The organism is Pseudoalteromonas sp. SG41-1 (genome assembly GCF_014164575.1).
Classification (GTDB): Bacteria; Pseudomonadota; Gammaproteobacteria; order Enterobacterales; family Alteromonadaceae; genus Pseudoalteromonas; species Pseudoalteromonas rhizosphaerae.
This window is the reverse complement of the sequence record NZ_JACJFL010000002.1, coordinates 218,414-232,078: the sequence shown is the minus strand read 5'-3', so window position 1 is coordinate 232,078 and position 13,665 is coordinate 218,414. Positions and strand designations below refer to the sequence as shown.

The following is a 13,665-nucleotide window of genomic DNA, read 5'->3' as shown; positions in this document are numbered from 1 at the left end:
ACTCTTTAAAAAATAAGTCTAAATACTAGCACAATTTTTTATACAAAAAAGCCGCCTTTGGAGAGGGCGGCTTGGGTGAACAAACAGCTATGGGTGGGAGCTGTTATATCAAGAGACTATAATTTGATTTATGCTACGCGTTGCTCTTCACTAGGTGTTTGACGAATTAAGTAATCAAATGCCCCTAGGCTTGCTGTTGCACCACTGCCCATCGCAATGATGATTTGCTTAAATGGTGTGGTCGTTGCATCTCCCGCAGCATATACTCCAGCTAAAGATGTCGCTCCTTTTGCATCTATTATTATTTCGCCAAACTGACTGAGTTCAACATTACTGTCTTTTAACCATTCAGTGTTAGGTATTAAGCCTATTTGTACAAAGATACCTGCTAAGTTTAACTGTTTGTTCTCACCTGAGATGCGATCAGTATAGCTTAAGCCCGTCACTTTTTTACCATCACCGAGTACTTCTGTAGTCTGAGCATTCTTAATAATAGTAATATTTTTTAAGCTTTTCGCTTTACGAATAAGCACTTCATCGGCGCGTAACGTATCTGCAAATTCAAGTACCGTAACGTGCTCAACAATATTAGCTAAATCAATTGCCGCTTCTATACCCGAATTACCACCACCAATAACGGCAACAGGTTTGCCTTTAAATAACGGTCCATCACAATGTGGACAATACGCTACACCATGACCACGGTATTGTTGTTCACCAGCTACGTTCATTTCACGCCAGCGAGCGCCCGTTGCCAGTACTAACGATTTAGTACTGAGCACAGCTCCGTTTTCAAGCGTGATTTCATAACCATTTTTATAACTAAGACCGACGGCTCGTTGATTGTGCATGACATCTACATCGTACTCTTTAACATGCTCTTCAAGCTGAGCTACGAGCTTAGGCCCCTCGGTTGCTTTAATAGATATAAAATTTTCGATTGCTAGCGTATCAGCTACTTGTCCACCAAACCGGTCAGCAACAATGCCTGTATTTAAGCCCTTACGTGCTGAATAAATTGCTGCAGATGCACCAGCAGGACCACCACCTACGACAAGCACATCAAATTGTGATCTTTCATTGAGAGAAGCGGCTTGGCGCTCTGCCCCTTTACTATCAACTTTATTTAAAATATCAGTTAAGCTCATCGCACCTTGGCTAAAGGGCTGGCCATTTAAGTACACCGCGGGTACTGCAAGTATATTTCGCTGCTCTACTTCATCTTGAAATAATGCCCCATCAATCATAGTTGCTTTAATGTTGCTATTATTAGCGGCCATTAAATTAAGCGCTTGTACGACTTGCGGGCATGTTTGACAACTTAATGAAATATACACTTCAAACTCAAGTGGCTGAGTCAGTGACTTAATTTGCTCAAGATCTGCAGCCGACGCCTTACTCGGATGCCCGCCCGTATGTAACAACGCTAATACCAAACTGGTAAACTCATGCCCCATCGGCACACCAGCAAAGGTAATTTGGCTATCTCGAATAGGTGAAGATACCGTTATTGATGGACGGCGTACGCCACTATCTGGATTATCTCGCACCAAAAATTTGTCGCTCAACGACGCAATATCGTTGGCTAAATTGTCAATTTCTATTGATTTTTTGCTGTCATCCAAGGCGATAAGTAGCTCAACAGGATCAGCAATAGCTGCAAAGTGACTTTTTAATTGATTTTTAATGTTGGTATCTAACATGACTTACCCTTGTTTTAGCAAAAATGCCCATCATCACACTAATGTGCTTAATAAAATTGTGATGATGAGCCTTCAAGCATATTAATGCTTTGTAATAGTGATTTAAATTTTGCCAACTAAATCAAGCGATGGTGCTAATGTTTCTTCACCTGGCTGCCAAGAAGCCGGACATACTTCACCATCATGAGTCGCAATGTATTGTGCCGCTTGTACTTTACGTACTAGTTCTTTGGCACTACGGCCAATACCTAAATCATGTGTTTCAATGATTTTGATTTCGCCCTCAGGGTTCATTACAAACGTACCGCGAAGTGCTAGGCCTTCGTCTTCGATCATTACACCAAAGTTACGTGTAATACGTCCTGTTGGGTCACCGATCATAGGGTAAGTAATTTTACCAATAGTGTCTGATGTATCGTGCCATGCTTTGTGAGTAAAGTGAGTATCAGTCGATACTGAGTAAACCTCTACACCCATTTCTTGTAATTGCGCATAGTGATCTGCAACATCCCCCAGTTCCGTAGGACATACAAAGGTAAAATCAGCTGGGTAGAAAAAGAAAATAGACCACTTACCTAAAACATCTTGTTCTGATAGTTCAACAAAATCACCATTGTGGTAAGCCGTTGCATTGAAAGGTTGTAATTTAGTGTTAATTAATGAAGTGCTCATAGTATTCCTCATTTGTTTATTTAAAGTGTAAACAACGCAGGTTGCTGCGTTGGCTTGAGCAATACAATAAGGTGTAAATAAAAATTAATAAAATTGATTGTTTAGATTAATTCAATCGATTTTATTGACTGAAGCGGTCATTGTCATCTGGACAGATAGGGCTAAAGCTTTTTTTGCGTCTAATGTTACAATGCTCACTGAAAAATATCGCGAATACGTATTTTTAGTTAATTTTGGGGTAAGCCATGAATAAATTCATCAATCATATCCAGTTAGGCTATTTAGGCTTATTGCCCTTTTTAGCGTGTGTCGGTTGGCCGTTATTAGTCGGTAGTAATAACTTTAATATGCAGTTTTTTACTTTTTATAGTATTGCAATTTTGGCTTTTATGAGTGGTAACTTATGGCACGCTGGACAACAGAGTTATCGAGATGCGATTAAGGCTATACTACCGATTTTACCGCTTGGCTTTTTAGCTTTTTTACCACAACACATAACCTTGGCTTGGTTAGCGGTTAGTTTTTGGCTGGTATTACTATTTGAAAAAACCAGCCCGCAATGGCAAAGCTACCATGCTGATTATCAAAAAATGCGCTTTGTATTAACCTCAGTGGTGTTTGTTTGCCATATATTAGTAATAGGCATTAGTTTATACCCTAACTAGCTCGCCCTTTAAAACGGATTAATGTACCATCCGTGCACTGCTTTTTGAGGAACTAAAATGATAGACCAATTGCGCCAACAGCTTGATCAACTCGGTGAAAACTATGTTGAGAAAAGCGCTCATTTCAAAATTAAAGTGATCCCTTTTTTTTGTGCTATTCAAATCAAGAAAGATCATAAGAGTGAAGGCCGATTATCGTTTTATTCTAATCAATGGCTTGAAATTGCACTCGTGGTACTCTTTTTACTGTTTGGCTTAATGCTCTTCGATCCAGACGCAGGCTTTACTCATGGCCCTATTCATATTGCGTTTGCAGTATTAATCACGTTTAATTTAATTATCAAACAAATCGCGATTGAAGGACTAAAGACTCGCTTAGCGTTTTTACGTTTAATTGATCATGATGCTAAAAACACACCACTAGAATAATTGAATTAATGTATTTAAATCCTAATTGGCGGATCCTTACCGTTGGCGATGGCGACTTATCGTTTTCTCATGCTTTATCTACTGATCTAAAGCCGGCCAAGTTAGTTGCTTCTACCTATGATAGTGCAGCCACGATTACCTTCAAATATGCTGATAACGCACTAAATGCACTGCGAGATCATCACATTACGGTACTTGATAGTTTTGATGTGACTGACCCACAAGCCTGGCAACGCTTAAATGGCGAGCTATTTGATGTGGTGATTTTTCAATTTCCGCTTATTCCTGCTTTTGTCGGGGAGAGTGCTTATCGTGAAAACACCCAAACAACCAGTATGAACACCCTCAACCGGGCTTTGCTACACCAATATATTAAATATGCCACCAGCTATGCTCTTGATAACAATGGCCCAATGTTGTGCTACATCACCTCAAAAGATGTTAAACCATATCGTGAGTGGAATATTGAAGGCAGCTTAAATTATGGCTTAGCATCACGCTATATCGGCCAAATGCCATTTGATATCAGTCCTTTCCCTGGCTATAAAATCCGTAATGTTGATCGTGACAAACACGTAAAAGACACCAGTGGCACCACTTATGTATTCAGCCCCAAAGAAACGACTGAACTCCATAATCGATTAACTATACCAAACTACTTAGCAGTTGATAGCTGTTCGCTGTGCCGAGTAGGTCCATTTCAAGCCAGTGAAGATAAACAAAAACACCTATTAGCTAAAAAGCACCAACAAATGTTAGGCTTTGAGGCCGACTGGCAAGCTTGGCTTGCACAATTCAACAATCAGGAGTGACCATGAATTTTGTGATAGTCGGCACTAATTTTATTAGCGATACTTTACTTGCAGCGGCTAAAACAGTCAGTGAGTTTTCATTATATGGCGTATGTTCGCGAGCCGAGCAAAGCGGTCATGCATTTTTAGCTAAGCACGCTATAAAAAATGCAAAAGTATTTACGACTATTGAGCAAGTATGCAGCGACGACAGTGTAGACGCTGTATATATCGCAGCCCCCAATAGTTTGCATAAAAGCTATGCTGTGGCCTGTTTAAATGCAGGAAAACACGTGTTAGGTGAAAAACCTGCAGCAGCAAATAGCCAAGAATTAGCCGCGATAGTGGACGCAGCAAAACAAAATAATCGCCTTTATATGGAAGCGATGATGACCACTCACTTGCCTAACTTTGCCGTTTTACAACAAGCCATTGCCAAAATTGGGACGCCACGTAAATACATAGGTCAGTATAGTCAATATTCATCACGCTATGATAAATACAAAAATGGTGAGCTCCCTAACACCTTTTTGCCAGCATTCGCTAATGGTGCGCTCGTCGATTTAGGGGTTTATCCGCTATATATCTTGATTGCACTTTGGGGTGCACCAAACACGGTAAAAGCCAGTGGAGTATTACTTGAAACAGGGGTAGATGGTGCTGGTGATGTATTACTAAATTATAGTGATAAGCAAGCAGTGATCAGTTATTCAAAAATATCTCAAGGTGATAATTTTACAGAAATCCAAGGTGAGCTGGGCCGTATCAGAATTGAAGCCGTTTCGTTATTAAAACAGATACAATTTATTGCTAATGATGGCAGTGTTGAAGAATTATCACAGCCATTTGATGAACACTTTATGCGCCACGAAGTTGCCCATTTCATTACAATTGCCAACGCAGGACAACTCGAATCACCTATCAATACCCATCAACTAAGTATCAATGTGATGGCTGTACTTGATAAAGCAAGACAGCAACTTGGTGTTATTTATCCAGCCGACCGACTATAAGCTACAAAATATTATTCACGCAAAACAACGCCTCAATGCTTTGAGGCTTGTCAATGTTGTTGTCACTTTTATCATACTCTTGCAATCTGCTCACTAGTTTAATGCGTATCCAATAATAAATAAAATTCATGAATTCTTTAGTTAATTGAAATTATATTCTATAGTTATTTAGCATTATTATTAAATCGCATCAGAGGCAATTTTGACAATAAGATTAATGCTAAGAACTGTTTTTGCTCTAGCAATCACAATTGCAGCAGGGCTACTCATTATCATATTACTGTTAAAAACAGGATTATCTGATAGTCAACAATCTGCTCAGCAACGCTATCAACTAAGTCATTTTGCTAAGCTGTCTGCCTCCAACTCAATCAAGCTAACAGAACTCGCCCGACAATATGTTGTAACCCTTCAACCTAGCTATAAAAAACAATACTATGAACTTGTAAATCAAATTGAAGGGACTGAACCCTGGTTAGACGGTCGTAAAAAATCTTATATTGATCGCTTAAAAGAATTTAATGTGAATGAACAAGAACTTGCTTTGCTAAATAAATCTAACTCGCTCTCTTTGCAGTTAGTCAGCACTGAAGAACAAGCTTTTCAATTGGTAAGTAGTTTTGCTGGGCAATCACCATCATTATTAAATACGAGCGAATCAAAACAGTGGGTACAGGCAATAGGACTGCTAACCGATAAGGGATATATGGATGAAGTAGCTAAAATACAGACACCGGTGCAAGAATTTTTAGCTGCGGTAGAAAACAGCAGCTTGCAAGAAGTAATGAATAATAACAATCGTGTTGCTAATTTAAGCCTTATTAGTATTGTGATGGTATTAGTTATAATCACTATTTTAATTTTATGCTACTTACAGCTTGAGAAGCGCGTAATAAAGACAACCACGCTATTAGTCAATGAAGCACAACGAATCGCCAATGGTGATCTAACGCATAAAATTGCTCACTCCGGTAAAGATGAAATTGCAGAGTTATCAGCCAGTTTTAATATTATGATCGATAAACTATCTACCTTACTGTCAGAAATTAACTCGCAATCCCAACAAGCCCAAATTGCTGCCAACGAGCTAGATTCTATTGCACAGCAGGCAAGACTGCTTAATGACGAGCAGAGTCAAGCAATTGAGGTGATCTCAAGTTCAGTATATGAAAACTCCACCGCCGTCAAAGAAGTATCAAAAAACTGCTCTGAAGCGGCTCAAAACGCAGGAGATGCAGATGCTAAAACACAAGCAGGGATCGATGTCGTTAATCAGAGTATTCATTCTGTCGAATCGGTTGCTGAAATATTAACCGAGTCAATTAATGATTTAAATGATCTCGAATCTTCAGTTAACGAAGTAGCGGTGATCTTAAATGTGATCAGCAATATTGCTGAACAAACTAATCTATTAGCACTTAATGCTGCAATTGAGGCCGCACGAGCTGGCGAACAAGGTCGAGGTTTTGCCGTCGTTGCCGACGAGGTAAGGACATTAGCGAGCAGAACACAAAGCTCAACAGTTGAGATACAACAAAAAATCAATAGCTTACAGTCTGCAAGTAACGCTGTAACCGAACGGATCCGTAGCAGTGATACGCGGGTTAAAGACGCAGTATCAAACTCAGAAAAAGTGGGCTCAATGCTCAAAGAAATAAGCACCCAAGTGCGCTTAATTTCAGATGCAAACCGAACCATTGCAGCTGCATCCGAGCAACAAGCACAAGTAACCGAAGATATAGCTGAACGCTTAACTGGTATTCAAGATGCCAGTATGCAGTCGAAGTCGCAAACCGCACAAATTTCGTCTTCGTCTAGTGAACTCGCGCAAGTTGCGATTAATTTAAATACACAAATAAATAAGTTTAAATTAAGTTAACGGATCTCTGGATTAAAAACCTCAGGCTTTTATACAGCAACAGCCTAAGGTTTTAGAGTAGCTAAAAACGATAAGTAACTGAAGCACCTAATGTTTGTGGGCTAACAACAGAGACATAACCAGTTGGATACCTGCCACTTACAGGCTCTACACTGGTATAACCTTGTTCATCAAAGGCATTATTAATATAAGCGCTAATTAACCAATTCATTGTGTCATAGCTTATTGTAGCGCGAGTAATAGTGTAATCACCTGCCATGCGCTCTTCACTGTTAGTAAGATCACCGTAATACTCATCGACATAATTTGCACTGACATTGATTTTAAGGTTGTCAGTAAACCAATGAGACAGACCTAAACTGGCTGTAAATGAAGGGGCTGAATTAAGTTCGTTACCAACCGCTTCAGAATACGTTGTAGATGCGTCAATTTTTGTTTTTAACAATCCTAGACCAGCATGTAACTGCCATTGCTCACCTAACATACTGTAAGCCTCAAGCTCTAAACCATAACTATGAGCGTCATCGATATTAGTAATTCTACGATCTGAACTTAATGCCTGATAACCGTCAAAGTTATTGTAAAAGACATTTGCACTGATATTAATGTCGCCGTTATTTAATACACTACGTGTGCCTACCTCATAGGTATTAACAGTTTCTTCATCATAGTAATAATAATCTTCAGCATTAAAGTCGAGTGCACCACCGCCGGAATTATAACCACGCCGCGCACTGGCTGATAAAGTAGTTGCCTCGGTAACTTTGTATTGAATAGCTAAGGTAGGTAATTTAATAGTATTAGAATCATCTAGCTGTTCAGCTAAGGTATCGCCTCTAAATGCCATGTTAAAGTTACGAAGTTGACTTTCATGTTCAACCCGCAAGCCACCTGTTACTATTAGCTTATCTGTTAGGTTGAAGCTTGCCTCTGAGTAAATAGCTATCGAATCACTGCTATCATCACCAAAATAATCTGTTGCTCCAGTACTGTCGAAATCTTGATCTCGATCGAAATAAGCTAAGCCAATAAAACCTGAGTAAAAATCACTACTAAGACCGAAGTTTAATTTACCATCAATGGTAATATTTTTTTCATCCATAGTAACATCAGATTCTGCTGTTGCTAGCGGCTCATAAGCATCAAACGCCCAATGATAATCCATATATGCCACCAGCAGATCCACAGAGAAGTTCTCATCAATCTTATATTCAAAATCGATTTGTGTTGTATCTGAATCTGTATCCATTATACGTTGAAACAGTGGTATATAATCAGATGGGTTGTCACCTTCATAATAATGACGACCAGAATTTCCTTTTTCACTGTAGTTTGAATAACTTAGTTGAATTGATAGATCATCAAATGGAGTATAAAGTAATTTTGCTCGGGTACTTGAGGTGTTTAATTTATTTAGATCGCGATCTGTCGGATTTGTTTCATAGACAGTTGGGTTACTGTAAGTTTCACCATCAACATATTGAGTCGATAACCTAAAAGCAAGTACATCTTCAACTAATGCACCGGAAACAACGGCTGCGGTGTCAAGGTAGCTATCTTGATTGCGGTAACCGACTCGCACTGCGCCTTCAAAGTCTTGAGTCGGTGCTTTGGTTGTCATATAAACAGCGCCAGCAATGCTATTACGACCATTACTTGTTGATTGTGGACCTCGATACACTGCTATTTGCTCCATATCCCACAAACCAGTATCACCGGTTAAATCAGCGACAAACGGCTGACTTACACCGTCAACTAACGTTGATACTCGCGCTTTAGAGCCACCACTAAACGAATTAAACCCTGTTGCTCCACCGTTACCTGACACACCACGCATATCAGGAACTGACCCCGTTAACACCACTACATTCGCCATTTCTGCAAGCGCTTCTGAAACAGATGCTAGCTGACCATTTTCTAATAACGACTTATCGACGACCGCAACTGAGGTAATAGTGTCTTTAAGTGATTTTGCTATTTTTTCACCCGTAACAACGATAGTATCGATTGATTCGCGATTACCCTCATCATCTGCTAATACCTGAGCTTGAGTAAATAACAGCGCGCTGGCAATAAGCAGTGAAAGCTTATTGCGTTTAAATAAAGCAGCCAAAATAATTTCCTTTTTTTGAGACATTTTAAATTGCGCGAAAAAATACCATATCAACTACAGTATTGCAATTGAGTTTACTTATCATTTAGAATGGCATTAAAAATAAACTATTATTGCTCTTATGTCTCAATTTACCGTTATTGTTATCTTACTCATTGCTATAACTGTGCTCTACTGCAGTAATCGCCATCAAAGATTACTTACTAAACCTATTTCTAAACACTGGCGTACACTTGCGCTAATGCTGTTTATAACTGCAATTATCATTTCTTTTTCTACACTGTCTAAATTAGCAGCAAGCTTCTTTATTATTTTAATACTGATGCTCGCTTTAATGGTCATGCCATTTGCAAGCTTAATTAAAGTGAAAGGGCTAAGAAATGACATCTGAGCAAAGACAAAAAATTCAACCAACTTGGCTTGGTAAAAGTTTAGCTGGTGTATTGCTGGGTTTAGCGCTGGCTTATATTCTGATTGCTTTTTTTGCTTGGTACGGCCCAGGCGGAATTGATGCCCAAGACAAGGTTCAATTTAATATGTGGATGATCCCGATTTTATGGCTCACGCTCTTTAGTTTTACTTATTTATTTAATTCAGCGAGGCAAGCTTGGCTCATACTCGGTGGAGCAAATGTTATCTTGTATAGTTTATTTTTGCTGTTAAGGGGTGGATTATGAAAGTAAGAGCCGATATTTTACGCACCTACCAAGGTGTGCATACATGGACGGGGATCATTGCAGGTTTAGTACTTTTCATCGGCTTTTATGCTGGTAGTTTGACCATGTTTAAACATGAAATCCAACAATGGGCAGAGCCAACTACTGCACCACTTACCGATCCCACTACTACAAACTATCAAAGCTTAGTCGACAAAGCCATCACTGTTTATCCTGAGCAAATGGCAAAAGGTTTTGAACTCGACCTTTTAACAACAGCTGCGCCACTGTCGTGGTATACACAAGGTCAAGCTCGTGGCATGCACCTAGATAATCAACAGCAAACAGCATATCTTGATGAAGATCAAAAGCTGATAATTGCTGATCAAGCAGAACATAAACTTGCTGATTTAATCGATTACCTACACCGTACCGCAGGCTTTATTGGTGAAATTGGCCACGACCAATCTGGCGTTTACATTCTTGGTATTGCTGCAGGACTGTATTTTTTAGCCTTGGTGTCCGGTGTAATTATCCTTTTACCAACACTGGTAAAAACATTTTTTGCGCTGCGAAAAGAAAAAGGCCCGAGTCGCTTTTGGTTAGATAGCCATAACCTTATTGGCGTTGCGAGTTTGCCCTTTCATTTGATCATTGCGTTTACTGTTATTGTATTTGCTTTTCACGACTTAATTTATGATGGTTTGGCCCAGTTTTATGGTGACAAACCACTATTTGAGCGTCCCCCAACCGCAACACACGCTTATAACATCAGCGAACTGAAACGTATTGATACACAAATACTAGCGGCTAAGGGCTATGCTACAGGCTATGAGCCAATACATATTAGCTACAGTCGATTGAATTTAGCGTCCCCTTCCGCTGTATTTAAAATGAGTAATGATTCTGCAGTGGTACGTGGACCTGATACGGATTATTTATTTATGAACCCGTATACTTTAGAGATCAGCGGATCAACTTACCCACAGGGTGAAGAAAGCTTCTGGGGCAATTTTGTCGCGAGTATCTTTTCACTGCATTTTGGAACATATGGCGGTGAGTGGGGTCGCTGGGCTTACTTTATAATGGGACTATTCGGCGCATTGCTTTTTTATTCAGGCAACTTATTATGGATAGACAAACGAATGAAAAAAGATGCAAATAAAACCGGCACACATATTATGGCAAAGTTAACGATTGGCGTGTGTTTAGGATCCATGCTCGCTGTTGTTGCAGTATTATTGTTAGCAAAATGGAGTAACACACTGATAAATAACATTAATAACCATTATATGCAGTGTTATTATGTTGTTTTTTTTATTTCCTTAGCCTACTGCTTTACACTAGGCGCTAACAAAGCAAGCTATACTGGCTTAATAACATTATCGATTTTAACCGTATGTTTACCCATCTCGAGTGTTATTCAAGGCCTGAATAATTTAGCTCTGCTCCCCTATTACGAAAGCTATTCTGTTGATTTTATAGCCACACTTTTCTCAGTTATGTTTTTCTTTATCGCTAAACGCTTAAAGCAAAAACCCATTAAAGATAAAGTAATTCTGGATCACAAAACAATAGAGTTCATAAGGTAAATAAAGGCTCACGCATTGTTTAATACGTGAGCCTGCATCACTTAATGGCTGCTATTTATCGCAAATATATTAAATTGTTACATTAATCTGTACACTCTGCAGATAATTTCCTTTTTCATTTTTTATACGTTATGTCTCGAGTTATTTCTCCTTTTTTCATTGCTGTTATATGTGTATTACTTGCCATGGTGACTATTCAGTCAGGCGCTTCAATTGCTAAGCAACTGTTTCCAATAATTGGCCCAGAAGGGACAACGGCACTTCGTTTGGGTTTCTCAGCAGCTATATTGTGTTTAGTGTTTAAACCTTGGCGCGCATTTCCGCCACTTGGTCAACGCATGCCAATTATGGTTTATGGTTTATGCTTGGGCGGTATGAACATTTTATTTTACTACGCCATTGAGCGTATTCCATTGGGGATTGCAGTCGCACTTGAATTTACCGGCCCGTTAGCGGTAGCGCTGCTATCATCGCGACGTAAGCGAGATTTATTTTGGGTCGCCTGTGCTATATCGGGGATCGTAATGTTGCTCCCGGATATGAAAGGTGAAGAAAGTCTCGATCTACTGGGCGTGATTCTGGCACTAGGTGCTGGTGCATGTTGGGCTGGCTATATCTTATTTGGCAAAAAAACGGGTAATCAAAGCTCTGGCGGGATGACTGTTGCCCTTGGTATGAGTGTCGCGGCGCTTATATTAGTGCCTTATGGTGCTATTTCTCAAGGTGGTGCACTACTAAGCTGGGAAGTGATCCCTTTAGGTTTATTGGTTGCTATTATGTCAAGTGCCCTACCTTATACGCTGGAAATGGTTGCACTGCGTAATATGCCTGCACAAGGGTTTAGTATTATGATGAGCTTAGAGCCCGCTATTGCGGCACTTGCTGGCTTTATAATTTTAGGCGAGTTATTAACTCTTTGGCAATGGTTAGCAATTCTTTTGGTGATAGTTGCATCGGTTGGCAGTTCAATGTCTACAAGTAAAGACAGCAACTAACAAACCAAAAAAGACGTAAAAATATTAGTTATAAAGCTAAATGTTGATTTTGATCAAAGGGGAGTAACGTGTTTAGACAATACGATTACCCCCTGCATTTTTTGCAACATACATTGCTTGATCTGCATGTTGAATAAGTTGTTGTTCATTCTCGCCCATTTCAGGATAACTGGCGATACCGATACTGACTGAAAGCTGTAATGAATGTTCATCTATCACAAAAGCTTGTTCGCACTCTTTGCGGATTTTTTCAGCTGTTTTATGTACGTCTGAGCGTAAGCTAATCCCATGAAGTAAGACTAAAAATTCGTCGCCACCTAAGCGCCCAACAGTATCAGACCCTCGAACACACCCTTGTAGCCGAGCAGCAATGGCTTGTAATAATCGATCACCACATTGATGCCCATATGAATCATTAACTTCTTTAAAACCATCAAAATCTATAAATAGTAGCGATAATTCAACCTGCTGTCGGTCAGCTTTCGTTAATGTTGATTGAATTCGGTCAAGTAACAGCATGCGATTGGGTAAACCCGTTAACTGATCATGTCCCACCATATGTTGTAATTGCTTTTCAAATTTTTTGCGCTCGGTGATATCATGAGCAACAGCAATTCTGAACTGATGTGAATCAGACCAGCGGACAGACCATAATATATGCACCACTTGCCCGTCTTTTCTCACCCAACGATTTTCAAAGCGCGGTTTAGAGCCTCCAGATAATAACGTATTTACTGCGTCAAGCGTGATCTCAACATCTTCTTTATAAACAAAGTCGAGCATTGGTTTACCAATTACTTCGCAAGGCTCGTAACCAAAAATGTCTTTAAAAGCCGCGCTCACAAAAACAAATACCCCTTGCTTGTCAACCACGCAAACAGCGTCAAGCATCAGTTCAAGTACATCCGAGAGACAAATCACACCACTATTTTTCATTCAACTCCATGCCTCAAACAGTAAAAATACAGTCTTTATTATTTATTTACAGTACCCATCAGTTAAGCAATCAATCATTGCGTAATAGTGTATAACGTATCTTAGGATACGGTTCATTGCTGTTGAGAGCTATAAAGAAATAATAATATATTGCGATAATAAAACTAATCATAGTGCGTTTTATCAAATACCACATTAAAAAACATACAAATATTAGGCCA

General features: G+C 39.5%; 12 protein-coding genes. 8 read left to right on the top strand and 4 right to left on the bottom strand.

Annotated elements, in window-relative coordinates; genetic code table 11:
• Positions 1–128 precede the first annotated feature (128 nt).
• Together ahpF and ahpC are read right to left on the bottom strand one after the other, a co-directional pair.
• Entirely contained in the window at positions 129–1,703 is a 1,575-nt protein-coding gene (gene ahpF, locus H5203_RS02520; protein ID WP_145234203.1) for an alkyl hydroperoxide reductase subunit F, read from the bottom strand.
• Positions 1,704–1,805: 102 nt separating this feature from the next.
• Entirely contained in the window at positions 1,806–2,375 is a 570-nt protein-coding gene (gene ahpC, locus H5203_RS02515) for an alkyl hydroperoxide reductase subunit C (protein WP_145234205.1), read from the bottom strand.
• A gap of 245 nt (positions 2,376–2,620) precedes the next feature.
• Here ahpC and H5203_RS02510 point away from each other — a divergent pair, with 245 nt between their 5' ends.
• The 5 genes from H5203_RS02510 to H5203_RS02490 all read left to right on the top strand — a co-directional run bounded on the left by H5203_RS02510 (position 2,621) and on the right by H5203_RS02490 (position 7,152).
• Positions 2,621–3,040, top strand: a complete 420-nt coding sequence (locus H5203_RS02510; RefSeq protein ID WP_149980032.1) for a DUF3429 domain-containing protein — start codon at positions 2,621–2,623, stop codon at positions 3,038–3,040.
• Positions 3,041–3,097: 57 nt separating this feature from the next.
• Positions 3,098–3,469: a hypothetical protein gene (locus H5203_RS02505; RefSeq protein WP_145234209.1), complete on the top strand. Its 372-nt coding sequence runs from the start codon at positions 3,098–3,100 to the stop codon at positions 3,467–3,469.
• 8 nt (positions 3,470–3,477) lie between these two features.
• The gene (locus H5203_RS02500) at positions 3,478–4,281 is read left to right on the top strand and encodes a class I SAM-dependent methyltransferase (protein WP_145234211.1); all 804 of its coding nucleotides are present in this window, start codon (positions 3,478–3,480) and stop codon (positions 4,279–4,281) included.
• Between the two features lie 2 nt (positions 4,282–4,283).
• Positions 4,284–5,273, top strand: coding sequence for a Gfo/Idh/MocA family protein (locus tag H5203_RS02495; RefSeq protein WP_182819323.1), 990 nt, complete (start codon positions 4,284–4,286; stop codon positions 5,271–5,273).
• Between the two features lie 217 nt (positions 5,274–5,490).
• The gene (locus H5203_RS02490) at positions 5,491–7,152 is read left to right on the top strand and encodes a methyl-accepting chemotaxis protein (protein ID WP_182757408.1); all 1,662 of its coding nucleotides are present in this window, start codon (positions 5,491–5,493) and stop codon (positions 7,150–7,152) included.
• Positions 7,153–7,213: 61 nt separating this feature from the next.
• Here H5203_RS02490 and H5203_RS02485 read toward each other — a convergent pair whose 3' ends face one another.
• Positions 7,214–9,289, bottom strand: a complete 2,076-nt coding sequence (locus H5203_RS02485) for a TonB-dependent receptor (RefSeq protein WP_179959130.1) — start codon at positions 9,287–9,289, stop codon at positions 7,214–7,216.
• 356 nt (positions 9,290–9,645) lie between these two features.
• Between H5203_RS02485 and H5203_RS02480 the strand changes: the two genes are divergently transcribed.
• The 3 genes from H5203_RS02480 (at position 9,646) to H5203_RS02470 (ending at position 12,508) form a co-directional block, all read left to right on the top strand.
• A complete protein-coding gene (locus H5203_RS02480) occupies positions 9,646–9,942 on the top strand; it encodes a hypothetical protein (RefSeq protein WP_145234221.1) in 297 nt (98 codons plus the stop codon).
• A complete protein-coding gene (locus H5203_RS02475) occupies positions 9,939–11,513 on the top strand; it encodes a PepSY domain-containing protein (RefSeq protein ID WP_182819322.1) in 1,575 nt (524 codons plus the stop codon). Before H5203_RS02480 ends, H5203_RS02475 begins: the two co-directional genes overlap by 4 nt.
• A gap of 131 nt (positions 11,514–11,644) precedes the next feature.
• The gene (locus tag H5203_RS02470; protein ID WP_182819321.1) at positions 11,645–12,508 is read left to right on the top strand and encodes a DMT family transporter; all 864 of its coding nucleotides are present in this window, start codon (positions 11,645–11,647) and stop codon (positions 12,506–12,508) included.
• A gap of 72 nt (positions 12,509–12,580) precedes the next feature.
• On the opposite strand, the gene H5203_RS02465 is transcribed toward H5203_RS02470, so the two are convergent.
• Positions 12,581–13,444, bottom strand: a complete 864-nt coding sequence (locus tag H5203_RS02465; RefSeq protein ID WP_182819320.1) for a sensor domain-containing diguanylate cyclase — start codon at positions 13,442–13,444, stop codon at positions 12,581–12,583.
• Between the last annotated feature and the right edge of the window lie 221 nt (positions 13,445–13,665).

Coding starts and splice junctions, on each gene's coding strand:
- ahpF (WP_145234203.1), bottom strand. CDS start 1,703: ATGTTAGATACCAACATTAAAAATCAATTAAAAAGTCACTTTGCAGCT.
- ahpC (WP_145234205.1), bottom strand. CDS start 2,375: ATGAGCACTTCATTAATTAACACTAAATTACAACCTTTCAATGCAACG.
- H5203_RS02510 (WP_149980032.1), top strand. CDS start 2,621: ATGAATAAATTCATCAATCATATCCAGTTAGGCTATTTAGGCTTATTG.
- H5203_RS02505 (WP_145234209.1), top strand. CDS start 3,098: ATGATAGACCAATTGCGCCAACAGCTTGATCAACTCGGTGAAAACTAT.
- H5203_RS02500 (WP_145234211.1), top strand. CDS start 3,478: ATGTATTTAAATCCTAATTGGCGGATCCTTACCGTTGGCGATGGCGAC.
- H5203_RS02495 (WP_182819323.1), top strand. CDS start 4,284: ATGAATTTTGTGATAGTCGGCACTAATTTTATTAGCGATACTTTACTT.
- H5203_RS02490 (WP_182757408.1), top strand. CDS start 5,491: ATGCTAAGAACTGTTTTTGCTCTAGCAATCACAATTGCAGCAGGGCTA.
- H5203_RS02485 (WP_179959130.1), bottom strand. CDS start 9,289: ATGTCTCAAAAAAAGGAAATTATTTTGGCTGCTTTATTTAAACGCAAT.
- H5203_RS02480 (WP_145234221.1), top strand. CDS start 9,646: ATGACATCTGAGCAAAGACAAAAAATTCAACCAACTTGGCTTGGTAAA.
- H5203_RS02475 (WP_182819322.1), top strand. CDS start 9,939: ATGAAAGTAAGAGCCGATATTTTACGCACCTACCAAGGTGTGCATACA.
- H5203_RS02470 (WP_182819321.1), top strand. CDS start 11,645: ATGTCTCGAGTTATTTCTCCTTTTTTCATTGCTGTTATATGTGTATTA.
- H5203_RS02465 (WP_182819320.1), bottom strand. CDS start 13,444: ATGAAAAATAGTGGTGTGATTTGTCTCTCGGATGTACTTGAACTGATG.